We start from the raw sequence: 16,638 nt of genomic DNA, 5'->3' as shown, positions 1-16,638 counted from the left end.
TTTATCATTATTCGACAGAAGACTTCTTCCTCAATTACGTGAAGGTGTGATAACACCAGTAATAGGTGAGAGATGAATGTCGGTTAGGCGTGCGTATGTCTAAAGGCTTTTTTGTTGTCTGCTTCATAACTCAATGAATGATCAGTCTTAAGTAAAAGAAAGGCTGATATTAAAGTAAAATATTAGATAGCAATAATCATGATCAAACGTGCCTTTCCACTAATTAGAAAAAAGCTATGGGAAAAGTTTTAGTCAAGAAGCTTTTGCTTACTACTGGTGGTCTCCCATCATTGTAGTTAAGAAATAGATTAAAATTCAAGGAATGAAGTGAGGTGAAAACAATGCTAGTCAATAAAGCATATAAATTCCATCTCTATCCAACTAAAGAACAGGAAACACTAATCGCCAAAACGATTGGATATAGTCGTTTTGTATTCAATCACTTTTTAGAACAATGGATCGAAACATACAAAGAAACTGGCAAAGGATTAACGTACAATTCTTGTTCTCCTGAATTAACAAAGTTGAAAAAAGAATTAGTATGGCTCAAAGAAGTTGACAGTATTGCTCTTCAATCCTCACTGAAAAACCTCGCAGATTCGTATTCACGATTCTTCAAAATGCAGAATAAAGCACCACGCTTTAAGTCTAAAAAGAATCAAGTTCAATCCTATACAACAAAAGAAACCAATGGAAATATTGCCGTTGTCGGAAACAAAATGAAATTACCTAAACTTGGTCTTGTTCGCTTTGCTAAAAGTCGCGAATTACATGGTCATGTTTTAAATGCGACCGTTAGAAGAAATCCGAGTGGAAAATACTTTGTATCCATTCTTACAGAACTAGAAGTACAACCAATGGAGAAAGCTGAATTATCAATTGGTATCGACCTAGGCATCACTGATTTTGCCATTTTTTCTGATGGTCGCAAGATTGACAACAATATGTTTACTGCCAAAATGGAAAAGAAACTAAAACGTGAACAGCGAAAACTTTCAAGACGTGCGTTACATGCTAAACAGAATGGGATTAACCTTTTAGATGCAAAAAACTATCAGAAACAAAAACGAAAAGTCGCTAGATTACACGAAAGAGTAATGAATCAACGGATGATTTCCTTAACAAGTTGAGTACAGAAATAATCAAAAACCACGATAAAATCTGTATCGAAAACCTGAATACAAAAGGAATGTTACGCAATCACAAATTAGCCAAATCGATTTCTGATGTATCATGGTCTGCATTTGTATCAAAATTAGAATACAAAGCTACATGGTATGGTAAAACAATCATGAAGATAAGTAAATGGTTTCCATCCAGCCAAATAGGTTCTGATTGTGGGCACCAAGACTGCAAGAAATCTCTTGCAATCAGGGAATGGACCTGTCCAATTTGCCATCAACATCACGATCGAGATCTAAATGCCAGTAAAAATATCCTAGCTGAAGGCTTACGAGCATTGGCTTTAGCCTAAATAATCATAGAACCGTTGGAATTTACGGGGATAGCTTAGCAAGTATGCTCAGTTCCAAAGATTCTCCCACTTCAAATAAACAGTAAGGGTGTTAAGTGGTGAGTAGTTCAAAACAATTTAATAAAAGATGAAGAAGAATACGATTAAATTGAATAAATTAACAAAAATTCCCAATACTGATAAAGATTCAGTTAGAACAGGTGAATTCTCAATTCTAAATTATTTAATTTATTGCATTCATGTGATGTTCATTTAGTATGGAAGAATAGCCCAAATTCGAATAATAGCGGTTCGATGATCTAAAAATAGACTTACTATGGATGAAAATGGAAGCAGGATTTATATAGAGGAAAGTAAAAAACAACGATTGTTGAAACTTCGACAATAATTTCTCGTTTTCTCTTGATAATTAATGTTGTATATGCTATAGTAGTCCATGGTGTTAATACACACGCTTGCCGATTTTCTTATTGGTGCTACCCAGTTTGGGAGTGATAGGAGAAGAAGACGTGAGCGGAGGAAAAAGAACCATTAGGAGGAAATAAAATGTCAGTAATTTCTATGAAGCAATTATTAGAAGCTGGTGTTCACTTCGGTCACCAAACACGCCGTTGGAACCCAAAAATGAAACGTTACATCTTCACTGAGCGTAACGGTATCTACATTATCGACCTACAAAAAACAGTTAAAAAGGTTGAAGAGTGCTACAACGTAATGAAAGGTATCGCTGCTGAAGGTGGAAACATCCTTTTCGTTGGTACTAAAAAACAAGCTCAAGAAGCTATTAAAGATGAAGCAATCCGTTCTGGTATGTACTTCATTAACCAACGTTGGTTAGGTGGAACGTTAACAAACTTCCAAACAATCCAAAAACGTGTTAAACGTTTAAAAGATATCGAAAGAATGCAAGAAGATGGCACTTTTGAAGTGTTACCTAAGAAAGAAGTTATTCAACTTAAAAAAGAATTAGAACGTCTTGAAAAATTCTTAGGCGGAATCAAAGACATGAAGCAACTTCCTGATGCATTATTCGTAGTTGATCCTCGTAAAGAGCGTATCGCTGTTGCTGAAGCTCGTAAGTTAAACATTCCTATCATCGGTATTGTTGACACTAACTGTGATCCAGATGAAATCGATCACGTTATCCCAGCAAACGACGATGCTATTAGAGCTGTAAAACTTCTTACATCAAAAATGGCAGATGCGATTCTTGAAGCGAAACAAGGCGAAGAAACAACTGCTTAATGAGAAATTGAAAGGTGATAAGAGGTTTTAGCCTTTTATCACCTTTTTTAAGGTTTAAATAATCGGAAATTGTTTACCTTATTAAACGATTGAATAAAATAAGCTTACATATAGGAGATGAAATATTATGGCAATTACTGCACAAATGGTAAAAGAATTACGTGAAAAAACTGGCGCTGGTATGATGGATTGCAAAAAAGCATTAACTGAAACTGAAGGTAACATGGACAAAGCAATCGACTACCTTCGTGAAAAAGGGATCGCTAAAGCTGCTAAAAAAGGTGACCGTATCGCTGCTGAAGGTTTAACTTTCGTTGAAGTTGCTGGAAACGATGCAGTATTAATCGAAGTAAACTCTGAAACTGATTTCGTTGCTAAAAACGAAGGTTTCAAAGAATTAGGTTCTGTTCTTGCTAAACATATCGTTGCTAACAAACCTGCAACTGTTGAAGAAGCTTTAGCACAAACAATGGAAACTGGTGAAACTGTTGAAACATACATCAACCATGCAATTGCTAAAATCGGAGAAAAAATCTCTTTACGTCGTTTTGAATTAGTTTCTAAAACAGATGCTGATGCATTTGGTGCTTACTTACACAGTGGCGGCCGTATCGGTGTTCTTTCAGTAGTAGAAGGAACAACTAAAGAAGATGTTGCTAAAGACGTATCTATGCACATCGCTGCAATCAACCCTAAATATATCTCTCGTGATGCTGTTTCTCAAGAAGAAGTTGAGCATGAGCGTGGAATTTTAACTCAACAAGCATTAAACGAAGGTAAACCTGAAAACATCGTTGCTAAAATGGTAGAAGGACGTATTGGTAAATACTTCGAAGAAATCTGCTTATTAGATCAATCTTTCGTTAAAAACCCAGACGTTAAAGTAGGTCAATTCGTAAAAGCTGCTAACGGAACTGTTAAATCTTTCGTTCGTTATGAAGTTGGAGAAGGCTTAGAAAAACGTGAAGATAACTTTGCTGAAGAAGTAATGAATCAAGTAAAAGGTAACTAATTGTTACTTTGAATGAAAATAGGGGACACTATGTGTTCCCTATTTTTTAAAGAAACGTAAATACATAGATGTACGTAAATGGAGGGTATTATGAGTAAAGCAAAGTATAATCGCGTAGTATTAAAACTTAGTGGTGAAGCACTAGCAGGCGGACAAGGATTTGGAATTAATCCATCAGTGATTAAATCAATTGCTGAACAAGTGAAAGAAATTGCAGAACTAGATGTTGAAGTTGCAGTAGTAGTAGGTGCTGGTAACATTTGGCGCGGAAAGACAGGTAGCGAAATGGGTATGGACCGAGCTACAGCTGACTACATGGGCATGTTAGGTACTGTAATGAACTCATTAGCACTTCAAGATAGTCTTGAAACACTTGGTGTACAATCTCGTGTACAATCATCAATTGAAATGCGTCAAGTTGCAGAACCATATATCCGTCGTAAAGCAATTCGTCATTTAGAGAAAAAACGTGTTGTAATTTTTGCTGCTGGTACAGGAAATCCTTATTTCTCGACTGATACTACTGCTGCATTACGTGCTGCTGAAATTGAAGCAGATGTTATTTTAATGGCAAAAAATAATGTAGACGGAGTATATACAGCTGACCCATCAATCGATAAAACTGCTGTAAAATACGAAACTCTTACATATTTAGACGTATTAAAAGAAGGTTTAGGTGTAATGGATTCAACTGCATCTTCTTTATGTATGGACAATGATATTCCATTAATTGTATTCTCAATTATGGAAGAAGGTAATATTAAACGTGCCGTACTTGGCGAAAATATTGGAACAATAGTAAAGGGGAAATAAAGATGTCTAATCAAATCATTTCTTTAGCAAAAGAAAAAATGACAAAAGCTGTTTCTGCTTTCTCTAGAGAATTAGCAACAGTACGTGCTGGTCGTGCAAACCCAGCTATTTTAGATAAAGTTTTAGTTGAATATTATGGTGCTCCAACACCAATCAACCAAATGGCAAATATTTCAGTACCAGAAGCAAGATTATTATTAATTACTCCTTACGATAAAACAGTCATTAATGATATGGATAAAGCGATTCAAAAAGCCGACTTAGGCTTAAACCCTTCAAATGATGGTACTGTAATCAGAATTAGTTTCCCACCATTAACAGAAGAGCGTCGTCGCGATTTAGTAAAAGTAGTTAAAAAATCTGCTGAAGATGCTAAAGTTGCAGTACGTAACATCCGCCGTGATGCAAATGATGATCTGAAAAAAGCAGAAAAAAATGGTGAAATTACTGAAGATGAATTACGTGGTCTTGTAGAAGACATTCAAAAACAAACAGATTCACATATCGAAAAAATCGATGGAATCACAAAAGTAAAAGAAAAAGAGATAATGGAAGTTTAATACTGCATTGCAAGGTATATCTTACTAGCGCTTAGAAAAATAATGAATTTTTCACATTATGCTATTACATAATTTCATTATTGCATTATAATTAAATAAACTAAGCGCTTTGAGTAAAAAGACCCTCTGTTTAAGGGGGTTTTTTTACTCAATGCTTTAATTAGATATACTTAAACGGAGGATTAAAGATGTTTAAATTAATTTCTTTTTTTAAAAGAAATAAAGTAGAGAAAAATGTACCTCCAAGTTCGCAATTAAATGGGGTCGACGGAGTAATTCCTGAGCATGTTGCAATAATAATGGATGGTAATGGTAGATGGGCACAAAAAAGGAATCTACCAAGGGTTAAGGGACACTATGAGGGAATGAAAGTAGTTCGAAAAATTGCAAGAACTGCTAGTAAACTAGGTGTAAAGACTTTAACTTTATATGCTTTTTCAACTGAGAATTGGAAAAGACCTAAAACTGAAGTAGAATTCTTAATGAAATTACCACAAGAATTTCTAGGGACATTTTTACCTGAATTAATCGAAGAAAATGTGCAGGTAAGATTAACTGGAAATAAAGAGCAATTACCAAGCTATACAACAGAAGCAGTATTAAGAGCAGTAGAGGAAACAAAAAATAATACGGGTATGGTATTAAATTTTGCCCTAAATTATGGTTCTAGGGACGAAATTATTTCTGCTGTTAAAAAGATTTCTTCAGATGTATTGGATAATAAAATAAATAAAGAAGAAATTAATGAAGACTTGTTTAATCGTTATTTAATGACTAGTGATTTTAAAGATCCAGATTTGTTAATTAGAACAAGTGGTGAATTAAGGATTAGTAATTTTATGCTTTGGCAAATTGCTTATTCTGAACTATATTTTACAGATGTTTTATGGCCCGATTTTACCGAAGAGTGTTTAATTGATGCGGTTAAAGAATATCAAAATCGAGCAAGAAGATATGGTGGTATTTAAGAAAGCGGTGAACGAACTTGAAACAGCGTATTATAACAGGAGTTATAGCTGGAGCATTATTTTTAGGATTAGTAATATTTGGTGAATGGCCGTTTGGATTACTTGTATTTGCACTTGGCACAATCGGTTATTTTGAATTGATTAGAATGAAAAAGTTTAATTTATTTAGTGCACAAACAGTACTAGGATTAATCTTAACATGGGTAGCGATTACACCAAATGATTTATCAAATAAGATTTTCCCTGTAGAAATCGGTAAAACAGAAATTTCAATTGTACTAATCCTATTACTTTTATCATATACGGTAATTACAAAGAATACATTTACTTTTGAAGATGCTTCTTTTGTAGTACTAAGTAGTTTATATGTAGGTTTCGGATTTCATTATATGTACGAGATGAGAAATATGGGGATTTCATACTTCTTCTTCCCATTATTCGTGATTTGGGCAACTGATTCAGGTGCATATTTTATTGGGAAAGCCACAGGTAAAACTAAACTTTGGCCTGATATTAGTCCCAATAAAACGATTGAAGGTTCGATAGGTGGAATTATTTGTGCTGTAGTAGTTGCAGTAATTTTATCGATTATGTTAACTTTAAATCATTCAATACTATATTTAGTACTAGTAGCTGTTCTTGTTTCGATTTTTGGTCAATTAGGTGATCTCGTACAATCTGCATATAAAAGGTACTACGGTGTTAAAGACTCAGGAAATTTATTACCTGGTCATGGTGGGATTTTAGACAGATTTGATAGTATCATTTTCACATTGCCAATCGTCTATTTACTATTTATGTTATAGTATTAGTTTTTGTATTTAAGGAGACATATGAAAATGAAGAAAATCAGCTTACTTGGGGCAACTGGTTCAATCGGTATACAAACACTCGATATTATTAGAAATCAATCAAATGATTTTGAATTAGTCGCGTGTTCAGCTGGGAGAAATATTGATGAATTATATAAGATTATTTTAGAATTTAAACCAAAACTAGTTTCAGTTGCTGGTAAAGAAGAGGCTGAAAAACTGACGAGCTTAGGTATCCCTACGAAAACAAAAGTTTTATATGGTGAAGAAGGTCTCATCGAAGTTGCCGTCCATGAAGACAGTACAATACTTGTTAACGCTGTTGTTGGCAGTGTAGGTTTAGTTCCAACAATGAAAGCAATCCAAAATGGTAAAACAATCGCACTAGCGAACAAAGAGACATTAGTAACAGCAGGTCATATTGTAATGGCTGAAGCAGAAAAATATGGTGTCTCAATTTTACCAGTAGATAGTGAGCATTCAGCAATCTATCAATGTTTAAATGGTGAAAACCCTAATGAAATACATAAATTAATCATCACAGCTTCAGGTGGTAGCTTTAGAGATAAAACAAGAGATCAATTAAAGGATGTTACAATTGAAGATGCTCTAAACCATCCAAATTGGTCAATGGGTGCAAAAATTACAATTGATTCAGCTACAATGATGAATAAAGGATTAGAAGTGATTGAAGCACATTGGCTATTTAATATGCCATATGAAAAAATTGATGTAGTACTTCATAGAGAAAGTGTTATTCACTCTATGATTGAATTCGATGACGGAAGTGTTATGGCACAATTAGGAACACCTGATATGAGAGTACCAATCGCTTATGCACTTAACTATCCATCAAGAAAACCAGTTAATAATCATAAGCCATTAGATTTAGTTAAATTTGGGACACTTCATTTCCAAGAAATGGATTTTAACAGGTTTAAATGTTTGGATTATGCTTATCAAGCGGGAAAAGTTGGCGGTAGTTTACCAACTGTATTAAATGCAGCAAATGAAGAAGCAGTAGCTGCTTTTCTACAGAATAAAATATCATTCTTACAAATTGAGAATTTAATAGAAAACGCTCTTGAAAAACACAATGTAATAAGTAAACCTTCATTAGAAGAAATTCGTAACATTGATGAACAAACAAGACAATTCGTTTCATCACTAATAAAGTAAGGGTGGTAATTAGATGAATACAGTTATAGCGTTTGTTGTAATTTTTGGCGCACTTGTATTTTTTCATGAACTAGGACATCTATATTTTGCAAAACGTGCTGGTATATTATGTAGAGAATTTGCGATTGGATTTGGTCCAAAGGTTTTCTCATTTTATCGAAATGAAACTACATACACAATCAGATTATTGCCGCTTGGTGGTTATGTTCGTTACGCTGGAGAAGATCCGGAAATGGTACAAGTAAAGCCCGGATCACATATCGGTTTACAATTTAACTCAATCGGGGAAGTTACTAAAATTGTAGTTGATCAGTTTGATCGTTTCCAAGATCTTCGTTTTGTTGAAGTTGATTCAATAGATTTAGAACATAAGTTGGAAATCATTGGTATTGAAGAAGGAACTGAAGGTGTAACAAAATTCAATGTAAATGAAAAAGCGTTCATTTATAGTGAAGGACAAGGGCACCAGATTGCTCCGTATAACCGACAATTTAATAGTAAATCTGTAGGAAAAAGAGCGATTGCCATTTTTGCAGGTCCAATGATGAATTTTGTTTTAGCTTTAGTGATTTTTATCTTATTGGGATTACTTCAAGGGACTCCAGTAAATGATGCTAAAATTGGTGAGTTACTTCCAAAAGGTCCAGCACAAACTGCTGGTCTAAAAGAAGGCGACATTGTTTTATCAATTGATAATAAAGAAGTTTCAAAATGGGCAGAAGTAGTTAAAATTGTGAGAGAAAGCCCAAGTAAAGAATTATTATTTAAAGTGAAAAGAGATAGCAAAGTTATTTCGATTCCAATCACTCCAAAATCAGAAGAAATCGATCATAAAGTTAATGGTTTAATCGGTGTATATGCACCTGTTGAAAAAAATGTTTTTTCTTCGGTTAAATATGGTATAACTGAAACAATTGGATGGACAAAAGAAATTGTATTAGCAGTTGGTCATTTAGTATCTGGTCAATTCTCAATCAATAATCTTTCTGGTCCAGTTGGTATTTATCAGGTAACAGATCAAGCTGCACAATCAGGTATTTTCTACTTAATGAAATGGGCAGCATTTTTAAGTATCAACCTTGGGATTATGAATTTATTACCATTACCAGCGCTTGATGGAGGAAGACTAACATTTTTTGCAATAGAAGCATTAAGAGGTCGTCCAATAGATCGCCAAAAAGAAGGTGTCGTTCACTTTATTGGTTTTGCGCTTTTAATGTTATTAATGATCATCGTAACTTGGAACGATATTAAAAGATTTTTCTTATAAGAAGCTCTGTTTAATTTAATCGTGTAATTTCATGAATTTTGTTTAAAGAATCCGCGACTTACTTGCTTATAAAACGGGCTTAGTGACATATTGTTTGTCAATTAGCTCGTTTTAAGTGAGAGCGGATTCTTATCTTGCAAAGTGCTTTTTTTGAAATTGTTGGTTTGTATTGTTAAATATAGCTTTTAAGCCAATTATGAAATCTATTTTTTAAAATTGATTAAAAAGAATATAAGAATAAAAGAAAAATATGAGGTGAATCCTTTTGAAACAAAGTATCGTATATAGTCCAACTCTTCGTGAAGTACCATCTGATGCAGATATAAAAAGCCATCAATTATTATTAAGAGCAGGTTTTATTAGACAAAATGCATCTGGTATATATAGTTTCTTACCTTTAGGCAATAAAGTTCTTCAAAAAGTTGCAAATATCGTTCGAGAAGAAATGAATAATGCTGGTGCGATGGAAATGTTAATGCCATCAATGCAAGCGCAAGAATTATGGGAAGAATCAGGTCGTTGGGATAATTTTGGTCCAGAACTAATGCGTTTAAGAGATCGTCACGGTAGAGGATTTGCATTAGGAGCAACACATGAAGAAGTTGTTACTTCTATTATTCGCGATGAATTAAAATCATATAAAAAATTACCGATTACACTTTACCAAGTACAATCAAAATTCCGTGATGAAAAACGTCCACGTTTTGGACTACTTCGTGGGCGTGAATTTTTAATGAAAGATGCATATTCTTTCCATGCATCACAAGAAAGCTTGGATGAAGTTTATGATCGTTTATTTACGGCTTATAGCAACGTATTTACTCGTTGTGGATTAAATTTCAGAGCAGTTGTTGCTGATTCAGGAGCGATGGGTGGAAAAGATACGCATGAATTCATGGTGTTATCTGACATTGGTGAAGATACTATCGCATTTTCAAATGAATCTAACTATGCAGCAAATATTGAAATGGCGCCAGTTGTGACGAATTACGAAGCATCTGATGAGAAATTAGAAGAAGTTCAAAAAGTAGAAACGCCAAATCAAAAAACAATCGATGAAGTAATTGAATTCTTAAACTTACCGATTGAAAAAAGCATTAAATCAATTATTTTCAAAGCTGATGAAAGTTTTGTATTAGTGCTTGCTCGTGGTGACCACGAAATCAACGATATTAAATTAAAGAATTATCTAGGTGCACATTCTGTTGAGCTTGCTTCTAAAGAAGAAGTAAAAGAACTAATGAACTGTGAAATCGGATCATTAGGTCCAATTGGAGTAAAATCTGATTTATTAGTATTAGCGGATAATGCAATTAAAGGTATTGTAAATGGATGCTGTGGGGCGAATGAAGAAGGCTATCACTACATTAACGTAACTGTAAATAGAGACTATGATGTGAAAGATTTCGTAGACTTAAGATTTATTCAAGAAGGTGATGTATCACCAGACGGTAAAGGAACTATTTCATTCGCAAAAGGTATTGAAGTAGGTCATGTATTTAAATTAGGTACAAAATATTCTGAGTCTATGAATGCAACATTCCTTGATGAAAATGGAAAATCGAATCCGATCATTATGGGATGCTATGGAATTGGAGTATCTCGTACATTAGCTGCAATTGTAGAGCAATATAATGACGAGAAAGGTATTGTCTGGCCTAAAAATCTAGCTCCATTTGATGTACATGTCATTACTGTAAATACAAAGAATGAAGAGCAAGTAAATTTAGCAGACGATATTTATAAAACGTTAAAAGAGATTGGACAAGATGTATTATTAGATGACCGAAATGAACGTGTAGGCGTAAAATTTGCAGACGCAGATCTTTTCGGAATTCCTGTACGTGTAGTTGTTGGTAAAAAAGCCGCTGAAGGAATTGTAGAACTAAAAACAAGAGATGGACAAGTTAGTAAAGAAGTAGAAATTTCTAACCTTGTGAATGAAATAAATATGTTAAAATAAAATAAAAGTGGAAGCGACACCTTATGGGGATCGCTCACAAATAAAAAGTACCTCTTATTTTAGAGGTACTTTCGATGTGTAGACAAACTACTAAAAACTTGATTTTCAGACTGATTGCAAGCGCTTGTCTTTCGAGGCGCGAAGCCCGGTGAGGAGCGGAATTACCTTAGACGGTAATGAGCACCGCAGACGGGCGAAGCAACGAAGAAAGCGAGCGTTTGTCAACAGTCTGAAAGTACCTCTTATTTTTAGAGGTACTTTCGATTTTTTTTACACATATACTGCAATTTTAATAAGGTTGGTGAAAAAATGGGACAAACACGTCAGGAGCGGTTTCAGCTATTATTAGATCAGCTTCAATTTCCCGAAGATATGCGAGATCTGTATTTTAAAAATGGGGAAATCGTAAATCTTGAAGTAAATAAAAGCGAAAAAAAATGGCAGTTTACTTTTAAAATAGATAATGTTTTACCTTTTGCAACATTTCAAGTATTTGTAACAAGTTTATTAAGAACTTTTAAACATATAGCAGATGTTTCAGTCGTTATTAATACAGAAAATCCAAAAATAGATGAACAAAAAGTAATTGATTATTGGTCATTTATGATTCAATCTGTTGAATCGAAATCCCCTATCTTACAACATATTGAATCTGCTTTACCTTCAGTTGAAAATAATAAAGTAATGATCGATTTAAATAGTCTCATTGAAGAGAATGCTTTTACAAATCGGTACGTTCCTCAGCTGCAAGATTTATATCAAAAAGTAGGTTTTCCAAAGTTGTTTTTTGAGAATACGATTAAAGACAATGTTGAAGAAAAAACTGAGTTTCTTGAGAAAAAAGCCGAAGAAGATCGCAAGCGAGCGATGGAAGTACTTGTTGAATTAGAAAAGAAAGAGGCTGCTGAAGAAGCTGATGGTGATGAGCCTCAAGGTCCTCTTGTTGTTGGATATTATATTAAGGAAACTGAAATTAATACAATCTCTTCAATCATAGAAGAAGAAAAACGAGTAGTTCTCCAAGGCTATGTATTCGATTCTGAAATTCGTGAACTTAAGAGTGGCCGTGTTTTAATTACCTTCAAAATTACTGATTATACTAGCTCAATACTAGTTAAAATGTTCTCTAGAGATAAAGAAGATATCCCGATGTTAAATAAAATTAAAAAGGGTATGTGGGTAAAAGTTAGAGGATCAGTACAAAACGATACATTTGTACGTGATTTAGTCATGATTGCAAATGATATAAATGAAATTACGCCAGATGAACGCAAAGACGAAGCTCCAGAAGGAGAGCGTAGAATTGAGTTACATGCTCATACACATATGAGTCAAATGGATTCAGTCGTTTCAGCAGGTGATTTAGTCAAACAAGCAGGTAAGTTTGGACATGAAGCAATTGCAATAACGGATCATGCAGTTGTTCAATCTTTCCCTGAAGCATTTGGAGCAGGTAAAAAACACGGTGTAAAAATACTATATGGCGTTGAAATAAATTTAGTAAATGATGGTGTACCAACAGCATATAATCCATCTCATATTTCATTAGAGGAAGCAACCTATATTGTATTTGACGTAGAGACAACAGGTCTTTCTGCTGTTTATGATACGATCATCGAGTTAGCTGCTGTAAAGATTCATAAAGGTGAAATCATTGACCGATTTGAACGATTTGCAAATCCACATCATCCACTATCTGCAACTACGATTGAATTGACGGGAATTACTGACGAAATGGTAAGAGATGCCCCAAATGTTGATGTGGTACTTCGTGAGTTTAAAGAGTGGATGGGTGACGATATATTAGTAGCTCATAATGCTTCATTTGATATGGGCTTTATTCAAATGGGCTTTAAAAAATATGAAATTGGTATTACTAATAACGGTGTAATTGATACGCTTGAATTAGCTAGAACTTTATATCCAGATTTTAAAAACTTTCGATTAAATACACTTTGTAAAAAATTCGATATTAACTTAACGCAACATCATAGAGCGATTTACGATGCTGAGGCCACAGGCTACTTACTCCTAAAAATGCTGAAAGATGCTGCAGAGCAGGGTATGTATTATCATGATGAGCTAAATAATAACATGGGGAAAGGCGATGCTTATAAACGAGCAAGACCATCACATGCAACTCTATTAGCTACGAATGAAACTGGATTAAAAAACTTGTTTAAAATTGTTTCATATTCACATATTCATTATCATCATCGAGTTGCAAGGGTTCCAAGATCATTATTAGTGAAACATCGCGAAGGAATATTAGTCGGATCTGCATGTGATAAAGGTGAAGTTTTTGAGGCTAGTGTTCAAAAATCTCCAGAAGAAGCCGAAAAGCTAATGGAGTTTTATGATTACATCGAAGTAATGCCGCCAGAGACACTTTTACATTTAGTGGAATTAGAAATTGTTCGAAATGAACAACATTTAAGAGAAGTAATATCAAAGCTTGTGAAAATGGCTGAAAAGGTAGAAAAAATTGTAGTTGGTACTGGTAACGTTCATCACCTACAAAAAGAAGATCAAATTTATCGAAAAATTTTAGTTGGTTCTCAAGGTGGAGCAAATCCATTAAATCGACATCGATTACCAGATGTTCATTTTAGAACAACTAATGAGATGCTATCTGCATTCGCATTTTTAGGAGAAGAAAAAGCAAAAGAAATAGTCGTTACAAATACTCAAAAAATTGCTAGTTTAATTGAAGATATTAAACCAATTAAGGATGACTTATATACTCCAAAAATTGAAGGTGCTGAAGATGAAGTTCGCGATATGAGCTATCAAATGGCAAGATCTATTTACGGAGAGCAATTACCAGAAATTGTTGAAGCCCGTCTTGAAAAAGAGTTAAAAAGTATTATTGGACATGGTTTTGCCGTAATTTACTTGATTTCGCATAAACTTGTAAAAAAATCATTAGATGATGGGTATCTAGTAGGTTCAAGGGGATCTGTAGGTTCATCATTAGTAGCGACCATGACAGAAATTACGGAAGTAAATCCGCTTCCTCCACACTACGTCTGTCCAAATTGTAAACACTCTGAGTTTTTCAATGATGGATCAGTAGGTTCTGGATTCGATTTACCAAACAAAGATTGTCCAGAATGTGGTACTGCATATAAAAAAGATGGTCATGATATTCCGTTCGAAACCTTCCTTGGATTTAAAGGAGATAAGGTTCCTGACATCGATTTGAATTTCAGCGGTGAATATCAACCAACTGCCCATAATTATACAAAAGTACTTTTTGGTGAGGACTATGTCTATCGTGCAGGTACAATTGGTACTGTAGCTGACAAGACAGCATACGGTTATGTAAGAGGGTATGCAAATGATCATAATCTAAATTTACGTGGTGCTGAATATGATCGATTAGCTATGGGATGTACAGGTGTAAAAAGAACAACTGGACAACATCCAGGTGGAATTATCGTAGTTCCAGACTATATGGACATTTATGATTTTTCACCGATTCAATTCCCAGCTGATGATGTAAAGTCTGAATGGAAAACGACACATTTTGATTTCCATTCAATCCATGATAATTTATTAAAACTAGATATTCTTGGACACGATGATCCTACCGTTATCCGTATGCTTCAAGACTTAAGTGGAATCGATCCAAAAACGATTCCAACTGATGATCCTGAAGTTATGAAAATATTTGCCGGACCAGAACCTTTAGGTGTTTCAGAGGAACAAATAGGCTGTAAGACAGGTACTTATGGAATTCCAGAATTCGGAACAAAATTCGTACGTCAAATGTTAGAAGATACGAAGCCATCTACCTTCTCAGAACTAGTTCAAATTTCTGGTTTATCACATGGTACAGATGTATGGCTAGGAAATGCTTCTGAATTAATTAACAGTGGAACTTGTACACTTTCTGAAGTAATTGGTTGTCGTGACGACATCATGGTTTATTTAATCTATCAAGGATTAGAACCTTCATTAGCATTTAAAATAATGGAATCTGTTCGTAAAGGTAAGGGCGTACCAGCAGAATGGGAAGAAGAAATGAGAAATAATAAAGTACCTGCTTGGTACATTGATTCTTGTAAAAAAATTAAGTACATGTTTCCAAAAGCCCACGCTGCAGCATATGTTTTGATGGCAGTACGAATTGCATATTTCAAAGTTCACCATCCAATTCTTTATTATGCTGCATATTTTACAGTACGAGCTGAAGATTTCGATATCGAAGCGATGATTGCTGGTCCAAGTACGATTAAAGCTAAAATTGAAGAAATTGCGATAAAAGGATTAGATGCATCAGTAAAAGAGCGAAGTTTAATGACTGTACTAGAGTTAGCATTGGAAATGTGTGAAAGAGGTTTTTCATTTGAAAAAATGGATTTATATCGATCTAGTGCAGATGAATTTTTAGTAAATGGTAACAAATTAATTCCACCGTTTAATTCGATTCCTGGATTAGGAACGAATGCGGCTAAAAATATTGTTGCGTCTAGAGAAGACGGAGAATTTCTTTCGAAAGAAGACTTACAACAAAGAAGTAAAATTTCAAAAACTGTATTAGAGTATTTAGATAAACAAGGCTGTTTACAAAACTTACCTGATCAAAACCAATTATCACTTTTCGATGGCTTTTAAGAGTTTGCAAAACTTGGGAATTATGGTATAGTAGATACAGATGTAATTTAGCACGGGATTTTTCTTGAAGAGCAGGGGCAACCTGCTCTTTCTTATTACCCTTATGACCCAATTCATCTCTTACGTAGTGTGCAACTTGAAATTTAAGTTACAATAATTGCGTAAATTGGAAATACTAAAGATAATTTCCCTGCTAAATAGCAGGGAATTTTCATCTTGTAATGTTTGGAAGGAGGATACTTCTTGAGTAAGAAGGTCACAGAGGTTGTATCAGAATTAGCACAACCAATAATTGAACAACTAGGATTAGAGTTAGTTGATGTAGAATACGTAAAAGAAGGAAAAGACTGGTTCCTTCGAGTATTTATAGATAGTGAGTCTGGAATTGATTTGGAGCAATGTGCTGCCGTAAGTGAAAAACTAAGTGAAGTCTTAGATGAAAAAGATCCAATTGAAAACCTATATTTTTTAGATGTTTCATCACCAGGTGCTGAGCGTCCTTTAAAGAAAGAACAAGATTTTATTAAAGCAATTGGAAAACAAGTTTTCATTAAAACTTATGAACCAATCCTAGACGAAAAGAAATTTGAAGGGAAATTAATTTCCTACACGTCAGAGGAAGTTCAGTTAGAGTTAACAATTAAAACAAGAAAAAAAATGATTACAATTCCAACACCAAAAATCGCAAGTGCAAGACTTGCTGTTACGTTTTTCTAAGTAGG

11 protein-coding genes and 1 pseudogene are annotated in these 16,638 nt (G+C 34.2%); all 12 read left to right on the top strand.

Going from position 1 to position 16,638, the window contains the following annotated elements; genetic code table 11:
- Positions 1 to 341: 341 nt before the first annotated feature.
- The 12 genes and pseudogenes from tnpB (at position 342) to rimP (ending at position 16,633) form a co-directional block, all read left to right on the top strand.
- Positions 342 to 1,474 (top strand): annotated as a pseudogene (tnpB, locus tag CN514_RS01175) (IS200/IS605 family element RNA-guided endonuclease TnpB).
- A 546-nt stretch (positions 1,475 to 2,020) separates the two neighbouring features.
- On the top strand, positions 2,021 to 2,719 hold the full coding sequence (gene rpsB / locus CN514_RS01170; RefSeq protein WP_056470859.1) for a 30S ribosomal protein S2: 699 nt from the start codon (positions 2,021 to 2,023) through the stop codon (positions 2,717 to 2,719).
- A 127-nt stretch (positions 2,720 to 2,846) separates the two neighbouring features.
- Entirely contained in the window at positions 2,847 to 3,731 is an 885-nt protein-coding gene (tsf, locus tag CN514_RS01165; RefSeq protein ID WP_056470857.1) for a translation elongation factor Ts, read from the top strand.
- Between the two features lie 90 nt (positions 3,732 to 3,821).
- Positions 3,822 to 4,544 (top strand): UMP kinase, encoded by a 723-nt coding sequence (gene pyrH, locus CN514_RS01160; RefSeq protein ID WP_097975483.1) that lies wholly within the window; start codon positions 3,822 to 3,824, stop codon positions 4,542 to 4,544.
- 2 nt (positions 4,545 to 4,546) lie between these two features.
- Complete coding sequence (gene frr, locus CN514_RS01155) at positions 4,547 to 5,104, top strand: ribosome recycling factor (RefSeq protein ID WP_098231012.1); 558 nt, start codon at positions 4,547 to 4,549, stop codon at positions 5,102 to 5,104.
- Between the two features lie 188 nt (positions 5,105 to 5,292).
- Complete coding sequence (locus CN514_RS01150; RefSeq protein ID WP_098231011.1) at positions 5,293 to 6,072, top strand: undecaprenyl pyrophosphate synthase; 780 nt, start codon at positions 5,293 to 5,295, stop codon at positions 6,070 to 6,072.
- Positions 6,073 to 6,089: 17 nt separating this feature from the next.
- Complete coding sequence (locus CN514_RS01145; RefSeq protein WP_098231010.1) at positions 6,090 to 6,878, top strand: phosphatidate cytidylyltransferase; 789 nt, start codon at positions 6,090 to 6,092, stop codon at positions 6,876 to 6,878.
- A gap of 33 nt (positions 6,879 to 6,911) precedes the next feature.
- Positions 6,912 to 8,063 carry a 1-deoxy-D-xylulose-5-phosphate reductoisomerase gene (gene dxr, locus CN514_RS01140; protein ID WP_098231009.1) on the top strand — a complete coding sequence of 384 codons (1,152 nt, stop codon included), beginning with the start codon at positions 6,912 to 6,914 and terminating at the stop codon, positions 8,061 to 8,063.
- 13 nt (positions 8,064 to 8,076) lie between these two features.
- Positions 8,077 to 9,333 (top strand): RIP metalloprotease RseP, encoded by a 1,257-nt coding sequence (gene rseP / locus CN514_RS01135; RefSeq protein ID WP_098231008.1) that lies wholly within the window; start codon positions 8,077 to 8,079, stop codon positions 9,331 to 9,333.
- A 265-nt stretch (positions 9,334 to 9,598) separates the two neighbouring features.
- Positions 9,599 to 11,296 (top strand): proline--tRNA ligase, encoded by a 1,698-nt coding sequence (locus CN514_RS01130; protein WP_098231007.1) that lies wholly within the window; start codon positions 9,599 to 9,601, stop codon positions 11,294 to 11,296.
- Between the two features lie 309 nt (positions 11,297 to 11,605).
- Positions 11,606 to 15,916: a PolC-type DNA polymerase III gene (locus tag CN514_RS01125; RefSeq protein ID WP_098231006.1), complete on the top strand. Its 4,311-nt coding sequence runs from the start codon at positions 11,606 to 11,608 to the stop codon at positions 15,914 to 15,916.
- Positions 15,917 to 16,159: 243 nt separating this feature from the next.
- On the top strand, positions 16,160 to 16,633 hold the full coding sequence (rimP, locus tag CN514_RS01120; protein ID WP_056470832.1) for a ribosome maturation factor RimP: 474 nt from the start codon (positions 16,160 to 16,162) through the stop codon (positions 16,631 to 16,633).
- Positions 16,634 to 16,638 lie beyond the last annotated feature (5 nt).

This window comes from Bacillus sp. AFS001701 (assembly GCF_002559405.1).
Classification (GTDB): domain Bacteria; phylum Bacillota; class Bacilli; order Bacillales; family Bacillaceae_G; genus Gottfriedia.
The sequence above is the reverse complement of the archived record's forward strand: the minus strand, read 5'-3'. Positions and strand labels throughout refer to the sequence as shown.

Bases quoted from the DNA above. Each gene is read 5' to 3' on its own strand.
- rpsB (WP_056470859.1), top strand. From the start codon at position 2,021: ATGTCAGTAATTTCTATGAAGCAATTATTAGAAGCTGGTGTTCACTTC.
- tsf (WP_056470857.1), top strand. From the start codon at position 2,847: ATGGCAATTACTGCACAAATGGTAAAAGAATTACGTGAAAAAACTGGC.
- pyrH (WP_097975483.1), top strand. From the start codon at position 3,822: ATGAGTAAAGCAAAGTATAATCGCGTAGTATTAAAACTTAGTGGTGAA.
- frr (WP_098231012.1), top strand. From the start codon at position 4,547: ATGTCTAATCAAATCATTTCTTTAGCAAAAGAAAAAATGACAAAAGCT.
- CN514_RS01150 (WP_098231011.1), top strand. From the start codon at position 5,293: ATGTTTAAATTAATTTCTTTTTTTAAAAGAAATAAAGTAGAGAAAAAT.
- dxr (WP_098231009.1), top strand. From the start codon at position 6,912: ATGAAGAAAATCAGCTTACTTGGGGCAACTGGTTCAATCGGTATACAA.
- rseP (WP_098231008.1), top strand. From the start codon at position 8,077: ATGAATACAGTTATAGCGTTTGTTGTAATTTTTGGCGCACTTGTATTT.
- CN514_RS01125 (WP_098231006.1), top strand. From the start codon at position 11,606: ATGGGACAAACACGTCAGGAGCGGTTTCAGCTATTATTAGATCAGCTT.